22 protein-coding genes are annotated in these 23,231 nt (G+C 60.3%); 18 read left to right on the forward strand and 4 right to left on the reverse strand.

Annotation, left to right across the window (positions count from 1 at the left end; genetic code table 11):
- Positions 1–69 precede the first annotated feature (69 nt).
- From lptE to lipA, 13 genes are all read left to right on the forward strand, one after another.
- Positions 70–552: an LPS assembly lipoprotein LptE gene (gene lptE, locus AB5Y71_RS07435; protein WP_005335160.1), complete on the forward strand. Its 483-nt coding sequence runs from the start codon at positions 70–72 to the stop codon at positions 550–552.
- Positions 552–1,589 (forward strand): DNA polymerase III subunit delta, encoded by a 1,038-nt coding sequence (gene holA, locus AB5Y71_RS07440; RefSeq protein WP_042054737.1) that lies wholly within the window; start codon positions 552–554, stop codon positions 1,587–1,589. Before lptE ends, holA begins: the two co-directional genes overlap by 1 nt.
- A complete protein-coding gene (gene nadD / locus AB5Y71_RS07445) occupies positions 1,583–2,233 on the forward strand; it encodes a nicotinate-nucleotide adenylyltransferase (protein ID WP_368171306.1) in 651 nt (216 codons plus the stop codon). Before holA ends, nadD begins: the two co-directional genes overlap by 7 nt.
- Positions 2,234–2,336: 103 nt before the next feature.
- Complete coding sequence (rsfS, locus tag AB5Y71_RS07450) at positions 2,337–2,678, forward strand: ribosome silencing factor (protein WP_005335165.1); 342 nt, start codon at positions 2,337–2,339, stop codon at positions 2,676–2,678.
- A gap of 19 nt (positions 2,679–2,697) precedes the next feature.
- On the forward strand, positions 2,698–3,165 hold the full coding sequence (gene rlmH, locus AB5Y71_RS07455; protein WP_005335166.1) for a 23S rRNA (pseudouridine(1915)-N(3))-methyltransferase RlmH: 468 nt from the start codon (positions 2,698–2,700) through the stop codon (positions 3,163–3,165).
- Between the two features lie 103 nt (positions 3,166–3,268).
- Positions 3,269–5,191: a penicillin-binding protein 2 gene (mrdA, locus tag AB5Y71_RS07460; protein WP_005335168.1), complete on the forward strand. Its 1,923-nt coding sequence runs from the start codon at positions 3,269–3,271 to the stop codon at positions 5,189–5,191.
- Positions 5,184–6,287 (forward strand): rod shape-determining protein RodA, encoded by a 1,104-nt coding sequence (gene rodA, locus AB5Y71_RS07465; protein WP_005335170.1) that lies wholly within the window; start codon positions 5,184–5,186, stop codon positions 6,285–6,287. Before mrdA ends, rodA begins: the two co-directional genes overlap by 8 nt.
- Positions 6,287–7,285 carry a lytic murein transglycosylase B gene (mltB, locus tag AB5Y71_RS07470; protein ID WP_368171307.1) on the forward strand — a complete coding sequence of 333 codons (999 nt, stop codon included), beginning with the start codon at positions 6,287–6,289 and terminating at the stop codon, positions 7,283–7,285. Before rodA ends, mltB begins: the two co-directional genes overlap by 1 nt.
- Entirely contained in the window at positions 7,227–8,207 is a 981-nt protein-coding gene (locus tag AB5Y71_RS07475; RefSeq protein ID WP_064339576.1) for a septal ring lytic transglycosylase RlpA family protein, read from the forward strand. The genes mltB and AB5Y71_RS07475 overlap by 59 nt, the downstream gene beginning before the upstream one ends.
- 186 nt (positions 8,208–8,393) lie before the next feature.
- Positions 8,394–9,590, forward strand: a complete 1,197-nt coding sequence (locus AB5Y71_RS07480; RefSeq protein ID WP_005335176.1) for a D-alanyl-D-alanine carboxypeptidase family protein — start codon at positions 8,394–8,396, stop codon at positions 9,588–9,590.
- 292 nt (positions 9,591–9,882) lie between these two features.
- Positions 9,883–10,146, forward strand: a complete 264-nt coding sequence (gene ybeD / locus AB5Y71_RS07485) for a DUF493 family protein YbeD (RefSeq protein WP_005335178.1) — start codon at positions 9,883–9,885, stop codon at positions 10,144–10,146.
- Between the two features lie 62 nt (positions 10,147–10,208).
- Positions 10,209–10,886, forward strand: coding sequence for a lipoyl(octanoyl) transferase LipB (gene lipB / locus AB5Y71_RS07490; protein ID WP_368171308.1), 678 nt, complete (start codon positions 10,209–10,211; stop codon positions 10,884–10,886).
- Positions 10,883–11,848: a lipoyl synthase gene (gene lipA / locus AB5Y71_RS07495; protein ID WP_005335190.1), complete on the forward strand. Its 966-nt coding sequence runs from the start codon at positions 10,883–10,885 to the stop codon at positions 11,846–11,848. The genes lipB and lipA overlap by 4 nt, the downstream gene beginning before the upstream one ends.
- A 105-nt stretch (positions 11,849–11,953) precedes the next feature.
- Here lipA and AB5Y71_RS07500 read toward each other — a convergent pair whose 3' ends face one another.
- Positions 11,954–12,517 (reverse strand): NUDIX domain-containing protein, encoded by a 564-nt coding sequence (locus tag AB5Y71_RS07500; protein WP_139409040.1) that lies wholly within the window; start codon positions 12,515–12,517, stop codon positions 11,954–11,956.
- 7 nt (positions 12,518–12,524) lie between these two features.
- On the reverse strand, positions 12,525–13,325 hold the full coding sequence (locus tag AB5Y71_RS07505; protein ID WP_040066801.1) for a DUF2989 domain-containing protein: 801 nt from the start codon (positions 13,323–13,325) through the stop codon (positions 12,525–12,527).
- A 211-nt stretch (positions 13,326–13,536) separates the two neighbouring features.
- Between AB5Y71_RS07505 and AB5Y71_RS07510 the strand changes: the two genes are divergently transcribed.
- Both AB5Y71_RS07510 and AB5Y71_RS07515 read left to right on the forward strand, forming a co-directional pair.
- On the forward strand, positions 13,537–14,970 hold the full coding sequence (locus AB5Y71_RS07510) for a glyceraldehyde-3-phosphate dehydrogenase (protein ID WP_139460546.1): 1,434 nt from the start codon (positions 13,537–13,539) through the stop codon (positions 14,968–14,970).
- Positions 14,971–15,059: 89 nt separating this feature from the next.
- On the forward strand, positions 15,060–15,353 hold the full coding sequence (locus AB5Y71_RS07515) for a YeaC family protein (RefSeq protein ID WP_160881379.1): 294 nt from the start codon (positions 15,060–15,062) through the stop codon (positions 15,351–15,353).
- Between the two features lie 135 nt (positions 15,354–15,488).
- Here the strand turns inward: AB5Y71_RS07515 and ansA are convergent, their stop codons facing one another.
- Entirely contained in the window at positions 15,489–16,496 is a 1,008-nt protein-coding gene (ansA, locus tag AB5Y71_RS07520) for an asparaginase (protein WP_005335195.1), read from the reverse strand.
- Between the two features lie 446 nt (positions 16,497–16,942).
- Here ansA and gltS point away from each other — a divergent pair, with 446 nt between their 5' ends.
- Entirely contained in the window at positions 16,943–18,142 is a 1,200-nt protein-coding gene (gene gltS / locus AB5Y71_RS07525) for a sodium/glutamate symporter (RefSeq protein WP_005348115.1), read from the forward strand.
- A gap of 240 nt (positions 18,143–18,382) precedes the next feature.
- Here the strand turns inward: gltS and AB5Y71_RS07530 are convergent, their stop codons facing one another.
- Positions 18,383–20,254 carry a methyl-accepting chemotaxis protein gene (locus AB5Y71_RS07530; protein WP_368171341.1) on the reverse strand — a complete coding sequence of 624 codons (1,872 nt, stop codon included), beginning with the start codon at positions 20,252–20,254 and terminating at the stop codon, positions 18,383–18,385.
- 256 nt (positions 20,255–20,510) lie between these two features.
- Here AB5Y71_RS07530 and prfB point away from each other — a divergent pair.
- Together prfB and lysS are read left to right on the forward strand one after the other, a co-directional pair.
- A protein-coding gene (gene prfB, locus AB5Y71_RS07535; protein ID WP_368171309.1) for a peptide chain release factor 2 occupies positions 20,511–21,609 on the forward strand; the annotation gives its coding sequence in 2 pieces (ribosomal slippage) (positions 20,511–20,585 and positions 20,587–21,609; 1,098 coding nt in all).
- Between the two features lie 16 nt (positions 21,610–21,625).
- A complete protein-coding gene (gene lysS / locus AB5Y71_RS07540; protein ID WP_005335201.1) occupies positions 21,626–23,161 on the forward strand; it encodes a lysine--tRNA ligase in 1,536 nt (511 codons plus the stop codon).
- The last annotated feature ends 70 nt before the right edge of the window (positions 23,162–23,231 follow it).

The following is a 23,231-nucleotide window of genomic DNA, read 5'->3' on the forward strand; positions in this document are numbered from 1 at the left end:
TGACAGCAAACGGATGATAACGGCGGGCCCTGCGCCCGCCGCTTTCCCTTAATGCAAAGAGGATTTTCTATGGGCACCATCTTCACCCGCTGGATGGCCATCGTGCTGGCTGGTCTGCTGCTGCAAGGCTGCGGCTTTCACATGCGCGGCAACGGCATTCCGAGCGAGCTGATGACCATGAAGGTCGTGGGCGACAACAAGAGCGACTTCTACCGGATGGTTACCACCCGCCTGAAGGCCTCTGGCGTGACCCTGGCCGACAAGGAGGGCATTCCGGTGCTCACTCTGGGCGGTGTAGGCAGCACCAGTCAGGTTGCCTCGGTCAACGCGCTGGGGACGGACACCGAATATGTGCTGGGCTTTGGCACCCAGTTCACCATCTCGGTGCCGGGCAAGCCGACTCAGGTCTTCCCCATCAACTTCAACCGCAGCTTCCTCAACAAGCCTGATGCAGCACTCGCCTCCTCCCGTGAGCAAGAGCAGCTCAACCGCGAGATGCAGGAGCAGGCGGCCAATCAGGTGATCCGGCAGTTGAGTCAGGTCAGCTTCTGATGCGGATCTACCCGGAACAATTTGGTGACCACCTCAAAGCAGGGCTTCGGCCCTGCTATCTCGTTTTTGGCGACGAGCCCCTGTTGCGACTGGAGGCCATCGATGCCATCCGTCAGGTCGCCCGCAAGCAGGGTTTCGATGAACGCCACACCTTCGTGGTGGAACAGGGGCTGGACTGGAATCAGGTCTACGATGCCTGTCAGGCCATGAGCCTCTTCTCCGCCCGCCAGATCATCGAGCTGGAGCTGCCCGCCAAGGTGGACAAGGATCTGGCCGCCCGCATCAGCGAAATCGGCAAGCAGCTTCATCCCGACCTGCTGCTGGTGCTGAGTGGCGGTCGCCTCAACCAGACCCAGATGAAGGCAGCCTGGTTCGACAAGCTCTACCAGATTGGCACCTATGTGCCGGTCAACCATCCGGAGCCCAAGTTCTTCCCGCGCTGGATGAGCGCCCGTTTTGCGCGTTTCGGCCTCAAGGCGCTGCCGGATGCCATCAACTTCATGTGCCACTCCTACGAGGGCAACCTGCTGGCCGCCAGCCAGGAGATCGAGAAGCTGACCCTGCTCTCGCCGCCCCAGCCCATCAGCGTCACCTATCTGCAAGAGACCATTATCCGCCACGCCCACTTCACCCCGTTCCAGCTGGTCGATACCCTGCTGGAGGGCAAGGTGAACAGGGCCCAGCGCATTCTGGCCGCTCTGCGGGCCGAAGGTACCGAGCCGGGGATGCTGGCCTGGACCCTTTGCCGCGAGCTGGAGCAGCTGACCGAGCTGTCGCTGGCGATGCGCAACGGCCAGCCGCTGGGTGAGCACTTCAGCCGCCTGCGCATCTGGCAGAGCCGCCAGCAGCTCATTCAGCAAGCACTGACCCGACTGCCATTTGCCAAGTTGCAGCAACTGTGGCAACTGATGGCCCAGCTGGACGATGCCCAGCGCCGCTTCGATACCGAACAGGCGTGGCTGATGCTGCAGACCATTGCCCTCGGCTTTCGTGATGGCACCCCGCTGCCGCTGGTGATGGAGAGCAGCCCGTGCTGAAGGCGCCCATTGGCCTGCTGGGAGGCACGTTCGATCCTATCCATATCGGCCATCTGCGCCCGGCCATCGAGGCGCGCGATGCCCTCGGGCTGGCCGAGATGCGGCTGATCCCGAACCATATCCCGCCCCACCGTGCCAATCCGTTCTGCTCAAGCGAACAGCGCCTCGCCATGGTCAAACTGGCGGCGGCAGAGAACCACCGCTTTGTGGTGGATGAGCGGGAGCTTAGACGAGACAAGCCCTCTTACACCATCGATACCCTGATCGAGCTGCGTCATGAACTGCCCGATACGCCGCTCTGTTTTCTGATGGGGATGGATTCCCTGCTGAGCCTGCCAAGCTGGCACCGCTGGCAGGAGCTGCTCGACCATGCCCATCTGGTGGTGAGCGTGCGGCCGGGCTGGCAACCGGATTATCCGGCCGGGGTGGCACAGCTGCTGGCGCGCCATCACACCGCGGATGCCAACGCGCTGCATCAGCGTCTGGCCGGTCATATCTGGCTGGCGGACAACCAGCCCATCGAACTGTCAGCCACCCGACTGCGAGCCTTGCTGGATGGGGGGCAAGACACGCGCTACCTCTTGCCCGAGTCGGTTGCGCACTATATTGATCAACAGGGGCTCTACCGCGCAAACCGCCGCTAGCCCCTGTCGTAATCCCGCCCCACCCGATGGGAAACGGGAATGACCATGATATAATCCGCCGCCCTGACGCAAACGCTGCGCGCCGGAATACAGGAGAGACTCATTGCAAGGCCAAGAATTGCATGCCTTTATCATCGACAAGATCGATGACATGAAAGGCCGCGACATTATCACCCTCGATGTACGCGGCAAATCCAGCATTACTGACACCATGATCATCTGTTCCGGCAACTCCAGTCGTCACGTCAGCGCCATTGCCCACCATCTGGCCAGCGAGGCCCGCCACGCGGGTCTGGATCTGCTGAGCGTGGAAGGACAACTGAGCGGTGAATGGGTGCTGGTAGATATGGGCTCGGTGATCGTGCATGTGATGCAGGATGAACATCGTGACTTCTACCAACTGGAAAAGCTGTGGAGCGGTGCCGCTCAAATGAATACGCAATAAGAGCACAAGTGTAACGACCATGAAGATCCAGTTGATTGCGGTGGGCACCAAGATGCCCGCCTGGGTAGAGCATGGCTTCGAAGAGTATCGTCGCCGCTTCCCCAAAGACATGCCGTTTGAACTCGTCGAGATTGGCGCAGGCAAGCGGGGCAAAAATGCCGACATTCCGCGCATCCTGCAGAAGGAAGGGGAAGCCATGCTGGCGGCTGCGGGGCGCTCGCGCATCGTCACCCTCGACATTCCGGGCAAGCCCTGGACCACGGAGCAGCTGGCGACCCAGCTGGAGGCGTGGAAACTCGATGGCCGCGATGTCGCGCTGCTGGTAGGCGGGCCGGAAGGCTTGTCACCCGAGTGCAAGGCTGCCGCCGAACAGAGCTGGTCACTGTCACCGCTCACCCTGCCCCATCCGCTGGTGCGGGTGCTGGTGGCAGAGAGCCTCTATCGGGCCTGGAGCATCACCACCAATCATCCGTATCATAGAGAGTGAGCCATGCGTCTCTGGAGTCTCACCTCTCATATTCCCCCCTATCACAGAGAGTGAACAATGCAGTTCCTGCTCTTATTGCCCCCAAGGGTCTTGAGGTAAAGGCATGCTGAAACAACGCATCGAAATGCGCGATCACAGTGCCGAGGGCAATCTGTTCTTCCGGCGCACCCTGGTAGCCTACATCGGCATCGTCGTGCTGATGCTGGTGCTGCTGGGCAATCTCTATTATCTGCAGGTCGAGTCCTACGACACCTACCAGACTCGCTCCAACTCCAACCGCATCCGCGTGGTACCGGTGGCGCCGCCACGGGGCCTCATCTATGACACCAACGGTGTGCTGCTGGCGGAAAACCGCCCGGTCTACAGTCTGGAAATCGTGCCGGAAGAGACCAAAGATCTCGAAAAAACCGCCGACCAGCTAATCACCCTGCTGGGTCTGCCGGAAGGCACCAAGGAGAAGTTCCTCGCCGAAGTGAAGCGCCAGCGCCGCTTCAAGCCGGTCGCCCTCTACGAGAAGCTGACCGAATATCAGGTGGCCCTCTTCTCGGTCAATCAGCATAACTACCCGGGCGCCAGCATCGAGGCCTACCTCAAGCGCTACTACCCGTTTGGTGACACCCTCACCCATGCTTTGGGCTATGTGGCCAAGATCAACACCCGTGACGTAGAGCGCCTCGAGAAGGAAGAAAAACTCGCCAACTACGCGGCCACCAAGGATATCGGCAAGCAGGGGGTGGAGAAGTATTACGAAGATGAGCTGCACGGTGTGGCGGGCTATCAGGAGGTCGAGGTGAACAACCGCGGCCGGATTGTCCGCACCCTCAAGTTCCAGCCACCTATTCCGGGCAAGGATATCTACCTCAATATCGACGTCCGGATGCAGCTCAAGGCCCAGCAACTGCTGGCTGGCCAGCGCGGAGCCATCGTGATGATGGACCCGAAAACCGGCGCTATCCTGGCCCTGGAGTCGAGCCCCAGCTATGACCCCAACCTGTTCGTGACCGGCATCTCCAGCGCCAACTACTCGGCGCTGCTCAACGATCCGGCGCGGCCACTGGTGAACCGCACCACTCAGGGCATCTATGCCCCTGCCTCCACCGTCAAGCCCATGATGTCCATCATGGGTCTCAACGAGGGGGCCATTACCCCGGGCTACCGCTATTTCGGCGGCCCGAGCTTCTCCATTCCCGGTACCACCAAAAAGTTTCGCGACTGGCGCCGCTGGGGTCATGGCTGGCTCGACGTCTATCGCGCCATCGAGGTCTCGGCAGATACCTATTTCTACGATCTCGCCTATCGGGTCGGCATCGACAAGATCCACAGCTACATGACCAAGTTTGGCTTCGGTCAGTACACAGGGGTCGATCTCTATGAAGAGACCAAGGGTGTCATGCCGTCCCGTGACTGGAAGATGGCCCGCTGGCGCCAGCCCTGGTATCAGGGTGACACCATCTCTGTCGGTATCGGTCAGGGCTACTGGAGCGCCACCCCGCTCCAACTGGCCAAAGCGATCAGCATCCTGACCCAGAATGGTCACGACGTCACCCCGCACCTGCTCAAGAGCACCGCCTCCCAGGCGGGGGTGGTCGATGCCCCCATCAACCCCAATATCGCCCTCAAGCTCAAGAACGACAGCTTCTGGAAAGTGGCGCAGGATGGGATGTGGCGAGTCAACCATGGCAGTGAAGGCAGTGGCCGTCACTCGTTTGCCAAGGCGCCTTACTCCTCAGGCGGTAAATCGGGCACAGCCCAGGTAGTCGGTTTGAAGGAAAATCAGGTTTACAACATCAAGACGGTCAAGGCGGAGCATCGCGATAACGCTTTGTTCGTTGCTTATGCCCCCTTCGAGGCACCCAAAGCGGTGGTAGCTCTGGTACTGGAAAACTCCATCGGAGGTGGTGGTGGTCGAGCTGCATCGCCCATTGCTCGCCAGATGCTGGATGCCTATCTGCTGCCCCCTGATCCGCAACTGCCACCGGCACCGGAAAAGCCGTCCCAACCGAGTGAGGTCGCCCCCAATGAGTAATTCTGCCCGCCAGCAGAGCATCTGGTACAAGCTGCATATCGACTTGCCCCTGCTGCTCGGTCTGCTGGCCGTGATGACCCTCTCCATGGTGGTGCTCTACTCCGCCTCCGGTCAGGATATGGACTCCATCGTGCGCCAGCTGGTGCGCGGTGGTCTCGCCTTTGCCCTGATGATCGGCCTGGCCCAGCTGCCCCCCTCCCTCTACGCCCGCTGGTCGGTGCCGCTGTTCGCCGTGGTGGTGCTGATGCTGATTGCGGTGGACGTATTCGGCCACATCGGCAAGGGGGCCCAGCGCTGGCTCGATCTGGGCTTTATGAAGTTCCAGCCCTCCGAGGTGATGAAGCTCTCCATGCCGATCATGGTGGCCGCCTGGCTCAGTCGCCACTCGCTGCCACCCAAGTTCAGCCATGTGGTGATCGCCCTCATCATGGTGCTGCTGCCCACCCTGCTGATCGCCGCCCAGCCTGACCTTGGCACCTCCATTCTGGTGGCCGCCTCCGGCTTCTTCGTCATCTTCCTGGCGGGGCTCAGCTGGTGGCTGATCGGCTTGGCGGTCCTGCTGATGCTGGCCTTTATGCCGGTACTCTGGTTCTTCCTGATGCACGACTACCAGCGCCAGCGGGTGCTGATGCTGCTCGACCCGGAGAAAGACCCGCTCGGGCGCGGCTATCACATCATTCAGTCCAAGATTGCCATCGGCTCCGGCGGCGTCTTTGGCAAGGGGTGGCTGCAAGGGACCCAGTCCCAGCTGGAGTTTCTGCCCGAGCGCCATACCGACTTTATCTTCGCGGTATTCAGCGAGGAGTTCGGTCTGGTGGGGGTTGCCCTGCTGCTGGTGCTCTACCTCTACGTCATCAGCCGCTGCCTGTTTATCTCGATGCAGGCCCAGAACAGCTTCGAGCGACTGCTGGGTGGTGCCATCACCCTCACCTTCTTCGTCTATGTGTTCGTCAACATGGGCATGGTGAGCGGCATCTTGCCGGTGGTGGGGGTACCCCTACCGCTGGTGAGCTATGGCGGCACCTCCATGGTGACCCTGATGGCCGGATTCGGTATCCTGATGTCCATCCAGACTCATAGAAGACTGCTCGCCTGATGAGACGGGTTGGATTGCTGCTTTCTCTCACCACCACGATGGCGACCGCCGCCGTGGCGCCGGATCGGTTGGCCCTGCTCGCCGAACAGCAGCAGGTACCGCTGGCGGAGCTGCAGGCTGCCGTCGCCCGAGCCCAGTTACGGCAGGAGGTGCTCGACACCATCAGCAAGCCGTGGGAGGCCAAACCCTGGCATCGCTACCGGCCGCTGTTCGTTACCCCGGATCGCATCCGTGACGGCCAGCAGTTCTGGCAACAGCATGCCGCCACGCTGGCCCGCGCGGAGCAGACCTATCGGGTGCCCGCCTCGCTCATCGTGGCCATCATCGGAGTCGAGACCTTCTACGGTCGCCAGATGGGCCGCCATCCGGTGCTCGATAGCCTCTACACCCTGGGATTTCACTACCCCGAGCGGGCCGACTTCTTTGCCAAGGAGTTTGCCCAGCTGGTGGTGCTGGCCAAAGAGGAAGGGTGGCAACTCGATACCCTCAAGGGCTCCTATGCCGGCGCCATGGGGATGGGGCAGTTCATGCCCTCCAGCTATCGCCACTATGCCGTCGACTTTGACGGGGATGGCAAGCGGGACCTGTTTGCCAACCCGGTCGATGCCATCGGCAGCGTGGCCAACTATTTTGCCAGCCACCAGTGGCGCTGGGGCGAATCCGTGGTGGAACCGGCCCAGATCGGGTTGATGGCAGTCGAACCTCTACTCAGGCCTGAGCCCGAGTTAACACAACAGTGGTCAGAACTGGCGGCGGCAGGGATTGAGCTCGCCACGCCGCTGGCCCCACAGACGCCGGTCAAGTTACTGGCGTTTGCCCAAGCCGATGGACCGGAATACTGGGTCGCACGGCATAACTTTTATGTGATCACCCGTTACAATCGCAGCCCACTCTATGCGATGGCGGTGTATCAACTTAGCCAAGCCATTCAGGAAGCGTATGCATCTTCGTCACAAACTCCTCCCGCTCAGCCTGAGCTTGTTGCTGGCCGCCTGTAGCAGCCAGCCGGAACAGAGCGCCCCCGTCGAGCCGCAAGCACCGGTCAGCAAGCCACCCGTTATCGAGATCCCGCAAGCCACCGGCGCCATTCCGCGCCCCGAGCCCCTGAGTGCCAGCGGCAACCGGGACTACTGGATTGGTAAGCAGAAGCACGAGGTGTGGCGCGACATCAAACACTACAGCGAAGAGGGCACCGCCAGCTGGCTGTCGCCGGATCTGGACGGCCAGAAGACCGCCAACGGCGATGTGCTGGACAGCAAGCTGTTCAGTGCCGCCCACCGCAACCTGCCCATCCCGAGCTATGTGCGGGTCACCAATCTGGACAACGGGCTGGAGACCATAGTGCGGGTCAACGACCGCGGCCCGTTCAACAGCCCGCGCCTGATCGACCTCTCCTACGCAGCGGCCAAGCAGCTGGAGATGGTCGACAGCGGTGAGGCCCGAGTACGGCTGGAGCTGATCAGCGACACCCCGGATCAGATGGTGATCATGGAGCCGATGAAGCCCATCGAAATGACTCCGACCACTCCGGCTGCGGCCTCCAACACGCTGTCGCAAGATGGTTTTCTGGGTGAACCGACGGCGCTGGCGATGGCCACTCCCGCTGCCGAACCAGCTCCCGTCAAGGCACCCGCCGCCAAGCCCGCCAAAGCGGCACCGGTCAAACCAGCGCCAGCTAAGGCTGCAGCGCCCGCCAGCAGTGGTGATGGCAAGATGATCCAGGTACTGGCCAGCGGCTCCCGGGATCGGGCCGAGGCGATGGGCAAGGTGATGACCCAGCGTTACGGCGTACCCTACCGAATCGATGCCCATGGCGCCATTTTCCGGGTGCTGATTGGCCCGGTCGCCGCCGACCAGCAGGCAAGTGTGCTGGAAAAAGTACGTCAGGGCGGGCTGGAACAGGCCTTTATCGTGCCCTGATCGCCCCACTTTGCCGCGGATGTGACTAACCGCTTACTCACTGTCATCACGTCGTTTTATGGCGTGATGACAGGGAGTGATGGATAAAAAACCAGTTCTGATCGCCATCTCGGGCTATAACCTGCGGGCGCATCTGGTATAGTTAGGCCCGCATTTTATCCCCATCTGGCTCGCAGGAATTTCAAGATGTCCAAATTTGCCCGTTCAGTTCTTCTGGCCTCACTGATCAGCGTAACCGCCCAGGCCAATACGCCGGTGCCGACACCGACCCCGAATGCCATGCCCATGGTGGTTCCCGCCGCGCCGGAGATCTCCGCCAAGGCCCATATTCTGATCGACTACTACTCAGGTCAGGTGCTGGCCGAGCAGAACGCCGAAGAGCGTCTGCCGCCCGCCAGTCTGACCAAGATGATGACCTCCTACATCATCGGCCAGGAGCTGCTGAAGGGGAACATCAAGCGCACCGACATGGTGACCATCAGCCAAAACGCCTGGTCCAAGAACTACTCCGACTCCTCCAAGATGTTTATCGAGGTGGGCAAGCAGGTCTCCGTCGATGATCTCAACAAGGGCATCATCATCCAGTCCGGCAACGACGCCTGTGTAGCCATGGCTGAGTTCCTGGCAGGCAGCACCGACTCCTTCGCCAGCCTGATGAACAGCTGGGCCGCCAAGCTCGGTATGAACGACAGCCACTTCATGAACCCGCACGGTCTGGATGCGGAAGGTCACTACAGTACCGCTCACGACATGGCCCGTCTGGGTCAGGCGCTGATCCGCGACCTGCCGGAGGAGTACAAGATCTACTCCCAGAAATCCTTCGTCTTCAACGGCATCACCCAGCACAACCGCAACCGCCTGCTGTGGGATCAATCCCTGCAAGTGGATGGCATCAAGACCGGCCACGTCAGCCAGGTCGGCTATAACCTGGTCTCCTCTGCCACCAACAACGAAGGCATGCGCCTGATCGCCGTGGTACTGGGCGCCAGCAGCGAAGCCTCCCGCGCCGCCGAGAGCAAAAAACTGCTCACCTATGGCTTCCGCTTCTTCCAGAGCCTGACCCCGTACAAGGCAGGCACCGAGCTGGTCACCCAGAAGATCTGGATGGGCGACAAACCGGAAGTGAAACTGGGCGTCGACAAAGATGTCTCCGTGCTGGTCACCCGCGGTCAGGGTAACAACCTGAAGGCTGACTTCCAGCTCGACAGCGAGCTGAAAGCGCCGCTGGCCAAAGGTCAGCGCGTCGGTACCGTGTTCCTGAAACAGGGCGACAAAGAGATCAAGCAGGTGCCGCTGGTAGCCCTGGAAGAGGTGCAGGAAGGTGGCTTGATGAGCCGTCTGTGGGACTACCTGGTACTGCTGGTCACCAGCTGGTTCAAGTAATCCAACGCACAATCCTCACCAAACAGCGGCGCCAACAGGCGCCGCTGCTGTCTGTGACGGACAAAGGCAGTGAATAACCCTGTAAACTGCAGGTTCCGCCTTACCCTGATTTGTGGTAAAAAGCAGCACTTCCATCCTTGTCTGACCGATCCTGGCCTTGATCCCGGTCCGGGCAGCGCCCATATAGTGATGAGCCGTGCCCATATAGACTTGAAATGGCGGCCTCCACGGGCCATCGGCCACTAGCCATCCAAGATGAAGTCATCCCGGTGATGACGCAAAAGGTGAGTAAATGAATACCAAGTTTGATGAACTGCTGGAGTTTCCCTGCAAATTCCCGTTCAAGGTACTCGGCGTTGCCGACCCGGCACTGCCGGAAATGGTGGTTGAAGTGCTGCAGCAGCACGCCCCCGGCACCTACAGCCCGACAGTCCAGCCCAGCTCCAAGGGCAACTACCACTCGGTCCGCGTGACCGTGACTGCCCAGAGCAAAGAGCACATCGAAGCGATGTACCACGCGCTTGGCAAGATCGAGCTGGTGAAATACGTACTGTAATTTCTCTCTCGCCCCGTTCTGCGGGGCGACTGTTTTTGGCCGCAGCACGCCGCGAGGACGCCATGTCATCCCAGATCCCCGCCCAGTCCAGCCTGATTGTCAGGCAGCTGGGTCGCCGCCCCTACCAGCCGGTATGGGACGCCATGAAAGCCTTCACCGACAACCGCACCAGCGACACCCTGGACGAGTTCTGGGTGGTCGAGCACGATCCCGTCTACACCCAGGGTCAGGCCGGCAAGGCCGAACACCTGCTCAATCCGGGCAATATCCCGGTGGTGCAGAGCGATCGCGGCGGTCAGGTGACCTATCACGGCCCGGGCCAGCTGGTGCTCTACGTACTGGTGGATGTCCGCCGCTGCAAATTCTCGGTTCGCGAGCTGGTGACCGCGCTGGAGACAGCCATCATCAATACCCTCGCCAAAAGCGATATCCAGGCTTATGCCAAGGCCGATGCCCCCGGGGTCTATGTGAAAAATGACCTTGGCATGGAGGCAAAACTGGCCTCGCTCGGTCTGCGCATCCGCAAGGGGTGCTCGTTCCACGGGCTGGCCCTCAACATCAACATGGACATGACCCCCTTCCTGCACATCAATCCGTGCGGCTATGCGGGCATGGCCATGACCCAGACCAGCGCTCTGGGCGGCCCGCAAAGCGTGGCCGAGGCGCAATCCATTCTGGTGGCCGAACTGGCCCGCCTGATTGGCTATCAAACAATAACAAACACCGAGAGTGAATCATGAGCAAACCCGTTCGTATGGAGCCGGGCGTCAAGCTGCGCGATGGCGACAAGATGGCCCTGATCCCGGTGAAATTCATGCCGGATCCCAACGAAGAACTCCTTCGCAAACCGGACTGGATGCGGATCAAGCTGCCTCCCTCCAGCCAGAAGATCGAACACATCAAGAGCACCTTGCGCAAGAACAAGCTGCACTCGGTCTGTGAAGAGGCCTCCTGCCCCAATCTGGCGGAATGCTTCAACCACGGCACCGCCACCTTCATGATCATGGGCGCCATCTGCACCCGCCGTTGCCCCTTCTGCGACGTGGCCCACGGCCGCCCGCTGGCACTCGATCCGGAGGAGCCGAAGAAGCTGGCGCTGACCATCAAGGAGATGAACCTCAAGTATGTGGTGATCACCTCGGTGGACCGCGACGATCTGCGCGACGGCGGTGCTCAGCACTTCGCCGACTGCATTCGCGAGATCCGCGAGCACAGCCCGCAGACCCGCATCGAGATCCTGACCCCGGACTTCCGTGGCCGAATGGAGCAAGCGCTGGAGGTGTTCCGCGAGACCCCGCCGGATGTCTTCAACCACAACCTGGAAACCGCGCCGCGCATGTATCGCGTCGCCCGCCCGGGTGCCGACTACAAGTGGTCGCTGGAGCTGCTGCGCCGCATCAAGGAGATGCACCCCCACGTACCGACCAAATCCGGTCTGATGATGGGCCTTGGCGAGACCAACGAAGAGATCGTCGAGGTGCTCAAGGATCTGCGCGCCCACGGCGTCAACATGCTGACCCTGGGTCAGTATCTGCAGCCGAGCCGCCACCACCTGCCGGTGAAACGCTACGTGCCGCCAGCAGAGTTTGACGAGCTGAAAGATGTCGCCATGGAGTTGGGCTTTACCCACGCCGCCTGCGGTCCTTTCGTTCGCTCTTCCTACCATGCTGATCTGCAAGCCAAGGGCGAAGAGGTCAAATGATCTCGCACGACAGAGAGGCCAAATAACCGCCTCCATCTCAATTTAAAAGAGCGCCTATTGGCGCTCTTTTTGTTGGTGTCACTGACCGTTGCGGCTTGATCTACTTCAGTAGCCGTGGTCGAAGATCCCCTGCTGATGCCAGCGTTGCAGCTGGGCCAGCACCCGGGTCTCTCGCGCCGTCCACTGGGGACAGGGCCCCGCCAGCTGGGTCTTGTTGGTTTGCAGCGCTTCGTCGAGGGCAAACCAGCCGGGCACGAAGCCAAGGCGGATCTCGTAGGGCTGTGGCTGCGGGGCCACCAGCTGATCGCCAATCCGGCACAAGTAGTAGAGCGAGCGGATGCAGTAGGCATCGAACCCCGGCTCGCGGGCGGCGCGATATTCACGGGTCTCGCCAAGCAGGCCCCCCACTTCCCGCAGCTCGGCACCGCACTCCTCCAGCAGCTCGCGAGCGAGTGCCACATGGTGGCTCTCCCCCGCTTCAATGCCGCCCCCGGGGAACATCAGATCGCCATTGACCCGGGAGTGCACCAGCAGCAGCTCGTCACCACGGGGCACCACGGCGCGCACTGTGAGGCGCTCCAGAGTACGGCCATCGGTACGTACCTCGCCATGAACGAAAGAGAGATCGAACGGATTGGGCCAGCAGCTGGCCGGAGAGAACGTCGTCATCACTGCATCAGGGCCGGTAGTTGCCATGCTTGAGCTGCTCGACAATTTCGGCAGCCCGCACATCGTAACCATCCTGCTCTGTCTTGCTCAGGGTGTGGTAGATGCCAAAACGCTTGGCTGAGACCTCGGGGCTATCCTGAAACGACTCGCTCACCTTGCCCCACAGATAGGCCAGCCCATACTGTTTCTGGCCCATATAGAGGGTGCTGAGGGAGGTGAATATGCGGCTGTTCACCTTGTCCCCCTCCTGATAGAGGGAGAGCCCGTGCTGCAAGGTGGCAATGGCCTTTTCGGGGTCGCTCTTGGCGTAGATACCGCCGAGCGCCAGTTGCAGCTCGGGTTCATCCAGCGCCTTGGTGCCTTCCAGCGCCATAAACTGCTGGCGAGCCAACTCGTTGGTGTTGTTGGTCCAGTGCCAGAGCAGCAGGTAGGGATCTTGTGAATTGCGGGTCGCCGCATCGAGCTGGGCCAACTGATCCCCGGCCGCCAGCATGCCCTCGACCCGTGGACTCTTCTGCTCGCGGGCATTCTTGTACTCGATGTTGGTGGAGCGCTCGGCACATTTGAGATAGCGCTCAAGGTTGCGCATCAGCTCGTACTTGCGCCGATCCGTCCCCTCTTCCTTGAGATAGAAGCGACTGCGGATCACATCGGTACGCTCGTAGCGGCACCAGCCATCGTCCACCAGATCCTGACAGAGCTCGGCATGGTTGCTGCAGATATTGTGGATCCGATCGTCATTGCAGCCAGCCACGGCAAGGCCGACTGAAAGCATGATGAAGGTCTGTCGCAGGGGGAAATTGGCCATGGTTCACATCTTGTTGGTAACGCGGGTTGGTAACAACTGGCGCCTTTACGGGCCACCTCCGGCTAGCAAACCGGTTACATATCCATTACAATGCGCGCGCCATATAAGGCCGCGATTGCAGAATAATATAACGAAATATACACCCCTACACTGATCTGCATTCGACGAATTTTCTATTTACACCAACAACGTGAAATAAAGGATCTGGTCAATGACCCACGAGCACTACTTGCAAGCGTGGCAGGAGAGCCAGGAGCTCGCCGAAGCCATGCAGCCCTTGATTGGTCGCCTCTACCGACAACAAGGGGTCGAGATCACCCTCTACGGCCGCCCGCTGCAAAACGCCTCCACCATCGATATCCTCAAGGCCCACCGGGTCGTCCGCCGCCACCAGGGCGCCCCCCTCCCCATCCAGCAAAGCTTCCCCCTGCTTCAGGCCATCGTTGCCCTCAAACCCACCGCCGCCGAGGTTGACCTTGGCAAGCTGGCAGTCGGCTACTGGCAGGATCATCAGGATGAAGCGGGGATCGAGGACTATCTGCAAGCGCGACTGGCACCGGCCCTTGGCCGCAGCCAGATGCCGCAGCCGACCGACGTGGTGCTCTACGGCTTTGGCCGCATCGGCCGCCTGCTGGCCCGCCTGCTGATCGAGCGCACCGGCGCTGCCAATCCGCTGCGTCTGCGCGCCATCGTGGTACGCGGTGGTCGCGACGGAGATCTGGAAAAACGCGCCAGCCTGCTGCGCCGCGACTCGGTGCACGGCCCCTTCAATGGCTCCATCGAGGTGGATGTGGAGCGCAGCGCCATCATTGCCAACGGCACCTTCATTCAGGTGATCTACGCCAATAGCCCGGCCGACATCGACTACACCGCCTACGGCATTCACGATGCGCTGATCGTCGACAACACCGGGGTATGGCGTGATGAAGCGGGCCTCTCCGAGCACCTGAAAGCGCGCGGTGCTGGCAAGGTGCTACTGACCGCCCCCGGCAAAGGGGAGATGAAGAACGTGGTGTTCGGGGTCAACCATGAGGTGATAGGCCCGGATGACAGGATCATCTCCGCCGCCTCCTGTACCACCAACGCCATCACCCCGGTGCTCAAGGTAATGCAGGAGCGGTTCGGCATCCGCCACGGCCACGTGGAGACGGTCCACTCCTACACCAACGATCAGAACCTCATCGACAACTACCACAAAGGCGAGCGCCGCGGTCGCAGCGCCGCCCTCAATATGGTGATGACCAGCACCGGCGCCGCCAAGGCGGTGGCCAAGGCGCTGCCCGAGCTCAAGGGCAAGCTGACCGGCAACGCCATCCGGGTGCCGACCCCCAACGTCTCGCTGGCGATTATCAATCTGTCGCTGGAGCAGGCCACCGATCGGGAGAGCCTCAACGCCTATCTGCAGCAGATGGCGTTAAGCTCGGCCCTGCACCGCCAGATCGACTTCAGCGCCAGCAGCGAGCTGGTCTCCTCCGACATGGTGGGTTCCCGTTATGCGGGCATCGTCGACTCCCAGGCGACCATCGCCGAGGGGGATCACTGCGTGCTCTACGTATGGTATGACAACGAGTTCGGGTACAGTTGTCAGGTAGTGCGGGTGATGGAGCAGATGGCTGGCGTAGTCCGCCAGGATCTACCTGCATAGACCCCGATAGAGTCTACCTGCACAGCCCGCCAGGATCTCTGCCGGGCTGACCCCGAAGTTTATGGCTCAATAGTTCAAGGAGAGGCCGGATGTCGTTTCAACAGGGTGAGTTTTTGCAAGCAATCATGCAGATGCCCGCAGAGGTGTACGAGCGGCTCAAGACCGCAGTCGAGCTGGGCAAGTGGCCCGATGGCAAGCCCCTCACCGACGAGCAGAAGGCCACCTCCCTGCAAGCCGTGATGGCCTGGCAGGCGATGCATCTCGACAATCCCGAACATATGAACATCGGCCGTGACGGCGAAATCGTGATGAAGAGCAAGAGCGAACTCAAGCGTCAGTATCGCGACGAGGAAGAGATAGTCCGGGTCGACCTCAACCACTGAGTCTTACCCGGCAGGCCGCTCGCGGCGGCCACAACAGAGAGGGGAGCCATAATGGCTCCCCTCTTTTTTCCTAACTTATCACCCCTCGTCACCGGTGCAATGCGCTGCGCTTATTGCACCCTACCGCAAGGGTTATCAGGGAGTCAGCTCCCCGCGCAGGGACTGCTGCATCAGCTCGCGAATGCGGTGGGATGGCAAGTCCTGGCTCAACAGGAAGTGGAGCTTGGTGAGTGCAGCCTCGGCGGTCATGTCAAAGCCCGAGATCACCCCGGCCCGCGACAGGGCGTTGCCGGTGGCATAACCCCCCATATTGACCTTGCCGTGCAGGCACTGGCTCAGGTTGACGATGATGACGCCGCGGGCCGAAGCCTCGGAGAGCAGCGCCAGCATGGCCGGGTTCTGCGGCGCATTGCCGACCCCGAATGACAGCAGGATCAGCGCCTTCACCGGCTGTTGCAGGATGTTGGCGATCACCTCGCTGGAGATCCCCGGATAGAGGGTCACCACGCCGATCGGCTGGGGGGTGATGTCGTGCAGCACCAGCGGCCGCTCGGAGGGCACACCCAGCTCACCCGCTTCCAGCGAGATGGCGATCCCGGCGTTGAGTAACGGCGGATAGTTGGGGGAGTCGAAAGCGTGGAAGCCGTCTGCGTGCACCTTCTTGCTGCGGTTGCCGCGATAGAGCTGATTGTTGAAGAACAGCGTCACCTCGTGGATCGGGTAGTTGGCCGCAATATAGAGGGCGTTGAGCAGGTTCTGCTGACCGTCGGAGCGCAACTCGGCCAACGGGATCTGGGAGCCGGTGATGATGACCGGCTTGTGCAGATCTTCCAGCATGAAGGAGAGCGCCGAGGCGGTGAACGACATGGTGTCGGTGCCGTGCAGGATCACGAAGCCATCGTATTTCTCGTAGTTGTCGCGAATATCCTCGGCGATGCGCTGCCAATCCGCCGGGGTCATGTCGGAGGAGTCGATGAGGGGCGCATATTCGTGGATATGGTAATCCGGCATCTCGGGACGATGGAACTCGGGCATCCGGGCCAGACAGTCTTCCATAAAGCCCGCCATCGGTACATAACCGTGGTCGGAACGCTGCATCCCAATGGTGCCGCCTGTGTAGGCAATGTAGATAGACTTCTTCACACCCTCTCCTCTTGATGAAGTGAACACCGCCGGAACATGAACCATGTCGGGGTGGACCACAATGTCAACGCCCGCCAGCGCCTCTGCGTGCAGCGGAAACCGGCGAATTATAGAGACTGGCGCCCCAAATGACAGCCGTTCCATGCACCCTTTTCGGCTTTTCTGCCCTCTACCCACATAGTGTTAAATGTCATAATAAACCACTAAAACGAGCATTAATACGACAAAGATGGAATTAAACGATGCTTTTTGCTACAATCTGCCGGATTTTACTAAAATCTCATCTGGATGCCTGAGCATTTCAGGCCCGCACAAGCCCCATCTTTCCTGGGGCGGGGAGATGTTTCCCCTTCTTTGCTGGCACATAAGCCACACTGTTTTCATCCCGGCTGAATCTGTAAGTCTTTTGCTATGAAAGACACAGCCAATCAACATGGGAGTACTGAATGTTACAACTTGATTCCTACGCAACGCTGGTCGCTGCCACTCTGGTATTGCTGCTTGGCCGGGTGTTGGTTACCCGAGTCGGGCTGCTGCGTACCTTCAACATCCCCAAACCGGTAGCCGGCGGCCTGGTGGTCGCGCTGGTACTGCTACTGCTGCGCTCCACCCTGCAGATGGAGCTGCAATTTGATACCAGTCTGCAAACCCCGCTGATGCTGGCCTTCTTCGCCTCCATCGGTCTCTCCGCCGATCTCGCCAGCCTGAAACGCGGCGGCAAGGCGGTGGTTACCTTCCTGATGGTGGTCACCGGCCTGCTGCTGGTGCAGAACAGTCTGGGTGTCGGTCTGGCGACCCTGCTCGGTCTGGATCCCCACATGGGGCTGCTGGCCGGCTCCATCACTCTCTCCGGCGGCCACGGCACCGGGGCTGCCTGGAGTGCCACCTTCTCCGAAAAATACGGGGTGCAATCCGCCGCTGAGCTCGCCATCGCCTGTGCCACCTTCGGTCTGGTGCTGGGCGGCCTGATCGGTGGCCCGGTCGCCCGCTATCTGGTGAAGAAAGTGCAGGTGCCCGGTGAGGAGCACAATCAGGATGAGGCCCCCCAGGGCTTCGAAATGCCGGATATGGAGCGCCCCCTCACCACTTTCAGCGTTATCGAAACGCTGGCATTGATCGCCATCAGCCTCAAGGGCGGCGAGCTGCTCTCTGCTTCCCTCAAAGGGGGCGCCTTCGAGCTGCCGATCTTTGTCTGCGTGCTGTTTGTCGGCGTGTTGCTGCGCAACGTCCTGACCCTGCTGAACTGGCATGAGGTGAGCGATCGCGAGGTCTCCCTGCTGGGCAACGTCAGCCTGTCGCTGTTCCTCGCCATGGCACTGATGAGCCTGAAATTGTGGGATCTGGCCAGCCTGGCGCTGCCCATCTTCATCCTGCTGGCCGCCCAGACAGTGGCCATGGCGCTCTATGCCATCTTCGTCACCTTCCGGGTGATGGGCAAAAATTACGATGCGGCCGTGCTGGCGGCAGGTCACTGCGGCTTTGGCCTCGGGGCCACCCCGACCGCGATTGCCAACATGCAAGCCATCACCCAGCGCTTCGGTCCCTCCCACCTGGCGTTTCTGGTGGTGCCCATGGTGGGGGCCTTCTTTATCGACATCATCAACGCCATGGTGATCAAGCTGTTTATGGCGATGCCATTCCTGTAATTCCCTTTCCGTCAGACGTATATGATCAGAGCCCACCTTTCGGTGGGCTCTTTGTTTGTTCTCTACTCGCCAGCTGACGCAGGCAGAGCCGGGGCACATATCCGCTACCCGGGTGACCCGTGAGCAACTCAGAAAACCCGAAATCCCCACATCCCGCACTCCCCCGAACAACAAAAAGCCCCGCACTCGACAGAGGGCGGGGCTTGTTTATCTCAGCCGGAACAGGCCGTGAGTTGCACCTTACAGGATAAAGGTCGACACCTGCTGGTTAAGATCAGCAGCACGCCCTTTGAGGCTGTGGGCCTGATCCAGATCGCGCATGGCGGCAGCGGTGATCTCGTCACTCACATCCTTGATGGCGGTGGTGTTCTGGGTGATCTCGCCGGTCACCTGGGTCTGCTCCTCGGCAGCGGTGGCGATCTGACCCGCCATGTCGGAGATGAGGGAGATGGCGCTGGTGATCTCTTCCAGTGCGCGCACCGCCTGATCCGCATCCTGCACGCTGTTGTCCGCCAGCCCCTGACTGGTCTGCATCAGGCTCACCGCGCGGGCGGTGGTCTGTTGCAGGGTCTCGATGGTGGACTGGATCTGCTGGGTGGAGTCCTGGGTACGACGTGACAGCACCCGCACCTCGTCAGCAACCACCGCAAAACCACGACCCTGCTCACCGGCGCGAGCCGCTTCGATGGCTGCGTTCAACGCCAGCAGGTTGGTCTGCTCGGCAATCCCCTGAATGGTGGAGAGGATGCTGGTGATGGCCTGCGCATGACGGCTCAGCTCGCCGATCACCTCGGTCGCCTGCCCTACCTCTTCAGCCAGACCATTGATGGACTGACGGGTCTTGTTGACCAGCATCTTGCCCTGCTCACTGCTCTGGGCAGATTGCTGGGCAGCGGCGGCGGTGTTTTCGGCGTTACCGGCGATCTCCATGGTGGCGCTCGCCATCTCGGTGACCGCCGTGGCGACCATGGTCACCTCCTGCTGCTGACGCTGCAACTCGTCCACCGCGGCCTGGTTGGTCACCAGACTGCGCTCGGCATCGGCGTTCAACTCGTTGGCCAGCTGACGGATATTGCCGATCAGCTGATGCTGGCTGCCGACGAAACGGTTGAAGCTGTTGGCCAGTTGGCCCACTTCGTCGTTGGCGTCGATCTTGATGCGCTGGGTCAGATCGCCATTACCATCGGCAATGCGGGCCAGTGCCTGGGAGACCTTGGTGAGCGGGCCAAGCAGCATGCTGACCAGCCAGGAGATAGCGAGGATGCTCCCCACCAGCACCAGCAGCGCCATCCCCAGCTGGGTCATCAGCAGGGAGGAGAGCGGCGCTTCCAGCGCTGCCTTGTCCAGCACCAGCACCAGTTCCCAATCCGTGTCGGGGATATCAGCCGCCCACAGCAGCTTGTCGCGACCTTCGCTGTCGAAGTAGGCCGGAACCAGATCCTTGCTCGACTTGCTCTGCTCGATCAGCGCATTGGTCAGATCGTTGTCGATCTCGCTGGCCGGTTTCATCGCCTTGGCGGCATCCTTGTAGGCGATGATGGTGCCATCCTTGTGCATCATGATGGCGAAACCATCGGCAGGCAGTTGCATCTTGGTCACGTCTTCCACCAGCGAAGCGATGGAGAGGTCACCACCGACTACCCCGCCAGAAACCGGCTGGGCCAGGGTCACCACCATGATGTTGTAGGCCACGTCGAGATAGGGCTTGGTGACAATCAGGCCACCTTTGCTCATCGCCTCCTGATACCAACCACGAGAGCGCGGATCGTAGCCATCGCGGTTGATGGACGGATCGGAGTCATTCATCTTGCCGCTGCTCTCACCGAAATAGGTGAGCTGGAAACGGCCGGAGACTTGTGCCTGTTGCAAGGCATTGAGGGGGTCGGCACTGGCCTTGTTGCCGAGCGCCTGAATAACGTCGCGACGGGCGGCGAGCCAGTCGCTGACACGCTCGGCCTGCTGGGTACCCAGCCGTTGCAACTGCTCCTGGCTGCCTTGCAGCAACAGGGATTTCTGGCTGCTATAGCTCTGCCAGGAGAGCAACAAAATCACCAACGAAAGGGCGATCACCACTGACAACAGTATCTTCTGCTTGAGTGACAGGTTTTTCATCATGTGTTCTTCTTATTGAGGTGAGGAGCGGGTTTTTCCCTGAATTGCACAACACTACACGTAGTCATTAGCGACCCGAATGGCCAAAACTGAACCTGAAAATGGGTCGGCGGGCGATATTTTCTACCGAGGTGGAGAAAAGTGCACCAGAAATTGACGGCATGAGCCGCACAAGCCAAGGCAACCCTGTTTATTCCTTCCACAATTGGCTAGAATATCCCGTTTTTAAATCACATCGACCCTGAGAGTTTTCACGATGTTCGAAGTTAATCCCGTATTAAATAAACTTAAGGAGCTGTCTGAGCGGACCGAGCTTCTTAGGGGGTACCTTTGACTATGACGCCAAGAAAGAGCGTCTAGAAGAGGTCAACGCCGAGCTGGAACAGCCGGACGTATGGAATGAACCCGAGCGCGCACAGGCGCTGGGTAAAGAGCGCGTTGCGCTGGAAAACGTGGTCGGCACCATCGACACCCTGACCCAGGGCGTGGATGACGTCGAGATGCTGGTGAGCCTGGCCGTGGAAGGGGAAGACGAAGAGACCTTCAACGAAGCCATCGCCGAATCCGAACAGCTGGAAGCCAAGTTGGTGGATCTCGAGTTCCGCCGCATGTTCTCCGGCCAGCACGACGGCTCCGACTGCTATATCGACATCCAGTCCGGCTCCGGTGGTACCGAAGCACAGGATTGGGCCAACATGGTACTGCGCATGTACCTGCGCTGGGGCGATGCCCACGGCTACAAGCCCGAGCTGATTGAATGCTCCGAAGGCGACGTGGCTGGTATCAAATCCGCCACCATCAAGTTCACCGGCGAATATGCGTTCGGCTGGCTGCGTACCGAAACCGGCGTACACCGTCTGGTTCGCAAGTCCCCGTTCGATTCCGGTGGCCGTCGTCACACCTCCTTCTGTTCTGTGTTCGTCTACCCCGAGATCGACGACGATATCGATATCGATATCAACCCGGCGGATCTGCGGATCGACGTCTACCGTGCCTCCGGTGCCGGTGGTCAGCACGTTAACCGAACCGAATCTGCGGTGCGTATTACCCACGTTCCGACCGGTGTCGTGGTACAGTGCCAGAACGACCGTTCCCAGCACAAAAACAAAGACCAGTGTATGAAGCAGCTGAAAGCCAAGCTCTATGAGCTGGAAATTCAGAAGCAGAACGCTGAGAAACAAGCCCTGGAAGAGACCAAGTCTGATATCGGTTGGGGCAGCCAGATCCGTTCCTATGTGCTGGATGACTCCCGTATCAAGGATCTGCGCACCGGCGTCGAAACCCGTAATACCCAATCGGTGCTCGACGGTGACTTGGACAAGTTTATCGAAGCCAGCCTGAAATCAGGTCTGTAAACAAGCAGGAATCACCATGTCTGAACAAACCATCACTCCGGAAGTCGACCAAACTCTCGAACTCAACAACGAGATGACCGAGCGTCGTTCCAAGCTGGCCGCCCTGCGCGCCCAGGGTAATCCTTTCCCCAACGACTTCCGTCGCGACAGCCTCTCTGGCGATCTGCACGCAGAGTTCGACGACAAAAGCGCCGAGGAGCTGACGAGCCTGGGTAAACGGGTGAAGATTGCCGGTCGCATCATGACCCGCCGGATCATGGGCAAGGCTTCTTTCGCCACCCTGCAGGACATGGCCGGCAAGATCCAGGTCTACGTCACCCGTGACGACCTGCCGGAAGGTTTCTACAACGAGCAGTTCAAGAAGTGGGATCTGGGCGACATCGTGGGTGTCGAAGGTACCCTGTTCAAGACCCAGACCGGTGAGCTCTCCGTTCACGTTTCCGATATCCGCCTGCTGACCAAGGCGCTGCGTCCGCTGCCCGAGAAGCACAAAGGCCTGACCGACCAGGAAGCTCGCTGCCGCCAGCGCTACCTGGATCTGATCGCCAACGAAGAGTCCCGCAAGACCTTCATGATCCGCACCCAGGTGGTTGCCGGTATCCGCAAGTTCTTCAACGAAAAGCGCTTCATGGAAGTGGAAACCCCGATGATGCAAGTCATCCCGGGTGGTGCCTCCGCGCGTCCGTTCGTCACTCACCACAATGCGCTGGACATCGACATGTACCTGCGTATCGCTCCGGAGCTCTATCTGAAGCGTCTGGTGGTCGGTGGTTTCGAGCGTGTCTACGAGATCAACCGCAACTTCCGTAACGAAGGCATCTCGGTGCGTCACAACCCCGAGTTCACCATGATCGAGTTCTACATGGCCTACGCCGACTACATCGATCTGATGGACCTGACCGAAGAGCTGCTGCGCACCCTGGCGCAGGACATTCTGGGTGACACCAAGATCCGTTACGCCAAAGAGGGCGAAGAGGGCCTGACCATCGATTTCGGTCAGCCGTTCCAGCGCCTCACCATGGTCGAGTCCATCCTGAAGTTCAACCCGGATGTAACTCTGGACGATCTGGCTACCCTCGAGAGCGCCAAGGCCGTTGCCAAGCGTCTGCACATCGAGCTGATGAAGGGCTGGGAGCTGGGCCACGTGATCACCGCGATCTTCGAAGAGACCGTGGAGCACATGCTGCTGCAACCGACCTTCATCACCGAGTACCCGGCCGCCGTTTCTCCGCTGGCCCGCCGCAACGACGTGAACCCGGACGTAACCGACCGCTTCGAATTCTTCATCGGTGGCCGCGAGCTGGCCAACGGCTTCTCCGAGCTGAACGATGCAGAAGACCAGGCCAAGCGCTTCCAGGATCAGGTTGATCAGAAAGAAGCAGGCGACGACGAAGCCATGTTCTACGACGCCGACTTCGTCACCGCGCTGGAACACGGCCTGCCGCCGACTGCCGGTCAGGGTATCGGTATCGACCGTCTGGTGATGCTGTTCACCAATAGCCACACCATCCGTGACGTCATTCTGTTCCCGGCCCTGCGTCCGCAGAAATAAGGCCCACAGAAGTTAGCTAAATCCCTTGGGTCAATCCCAAGCGTGATAGCCCATAAAAACGCCCCGCAAC

The organism is Aeromonas sp. R9-2 (assembly GCF_040908025.1).
Lineage (GTDB): Bacteria > Pseudomonadota > Gammaproteobacteria > Enterobacterales > Aeromonadaceae > Aeromonas > Aeromonas veronii.

Coding starts and splice junctions, on each gene's coding strand:
- AB5Y71_RS07500 (WP_139409040.1), bottom strand. CDS start 12,517: ATGACGACGTTCTCTCCGGCCAGCTGCTGGCCCAATCCGTTCGATCTC.
- AB5Y71_RS07515 (WP_160881379.1), top strand. CDS start 15,060: ATGTCGTTTCAACAGGGTGAGTTTTTGCAAGCAATCATGCAGATGCCC.
- rlmH (WP_005335166.1), top strand. CDS start 2,698: ATGAAGATCCAGTTGATTGCGGTGGGCACCAAGATGCCCGCCTGGGTA.
- ybeD (WP_005335178.1), top strand. CDS start 9,883: ATGAATACCAAGTTTGATGAACTGCTGGAGTTTCCCTGCAAATTCCCG.
- mrdA (WP_005335168.1), top strand. CDS start 3,269: ATGCTGAAACAACGCATCGAAATGCGCGATCACAGTGCCGAGGGCAAT.
- lipA (WP_005335190.1), top strand. CDS start 10,883: ATGAGCAAACCCGTTCGTATGGAGCCGGGCGTCAAGCTGCGCGATGGC.
- AB5Y71_RS07505 (WP_040066801.1), bottom strand. CDS start 13,325: ATGGCCAATTTCCCCCTGCGACAGACCTTCATCATGCTTTCAGTCGGC.
- AB5Y71_RS07530 (WP_368171341.1), bottom strand. CDS start 20,254: ATGAAAAACCTGTCACTCAAGCAGAAGATACTGTTGTCAGTGGTGATC.
- AB5Y71_RS07475 (WP_064339576.1), top strand. CDS start 7,227: ATGCATCTTCGTCACAAACTCCTCCCGCTCAGCCTGAGCTTGTTGCTG.
- mltB (WP_368171307.1), top strand. CDS start 6,287: ATGAGACGGGTTGGATTGCTGCTTTCTCTCACCACCACGATGGCGACC.
- holA (WP_042054737.1), top strand. CDS start 552: ATGCGGATCTACCCGGAACAATTTGGTGACCACCTCAAAGCAGGGCTT.
- rodA (WP_005335170.1), top strand. CDS start 5,184: ATGAGTAATTCTGCCCGCCAGCAGAGCATCTGGTACAAGCTGCATATC.
- AB5Y71_RS07480 (WP_005335176.1), top strand. CDS start 8,394: ATGTCCAAATTTGCCCGTTCAGTTCTTCTGGCCTCACTGATCAGCGTA.
- AB5Y71_RS07510 (WP_139460546.1), top strand. CDS start 13,537: ATGACCCACGAGCACTACTTGCAAGCGTGGCAGGAGAGCCAGGAGCTC.
- lysS (WP_005335201.1), top strand. CDS start 21,626: ATGTCTGAACAAACCATCACTCCGGAAGTCGACCAAACTCTCGAACTC.
- gltS (WP_005348115.1), top strand. CDS start 16,943: ATGTTACAACTTGATTCCTACGCAACGCTGGTCGCTGCCACTCTGGTA.
- lptE (WP_005335160.1), top strand. CDS start 70: ATGGGCACCATCTTCACCCGCTGGATGGCCATCGTGCTGGCTGGTCTG.
- lipB (WP_368171308.1), top strand. CDS start 10,209: ATGTCATCCCAGATCCCCGCCCAGTCCAGCCTGATTGTCAGGCAGCTG.